At 36.2% G+C, this 373-nt stretch carries 1 pseudogene; it reads left to right on the forward strand.

The features are described 5' to 3' along the window. A pseudogene (locus tag TR08_RS31380) lies at positions 1-88 on the forward strand (glutamine amidotransferase); the annotation flags it as partial. Between the last annotated feature and the right edge of the window lie 285 nt (positions 89-373).

Genomic DNA, 373 nt, shown 5'->3' on the forward strand with positions numbered 1-373 from the left:
ACCAGATACATTACATTCGTGGTATAACCTAAATAAGACTCACAAACTTGAATACTTCTTCCAACTAATGAACTCAATAAATAAGTGAGTTTAAAAATCAACTTGGCAGTTTTATTTTACTTGAAATAATCTCCATACTTTATGCGATGTCAAAGTATAGTTTTTGTACATAACTTAAAAATTTTAGAGAAGTTAATAGAGATTGTGAATGATTATACTTAAACTATCGGGTGCTTTAGTTATAGGTCAGAGCTGTCATTAAGGCAGCTTTTTCTTGTTGAGCTAACGAGGCAGGTGTGCGGCCGAGCCTAGGTCGTATCATATAGCGGGTGGAATTCCCGTCGAGTAAGAACTAGCCATTCGCTCGTAGCGA

The sequence above is a fragment of the Neobacillus niacini genome (genome assembly GCF_000759675.1).
Lineage (GTDB): Bacteria > Bacillota > Bacilli > Bacillales > Cytobacillaceae > Neobacillus > Neobacillus niacini_A.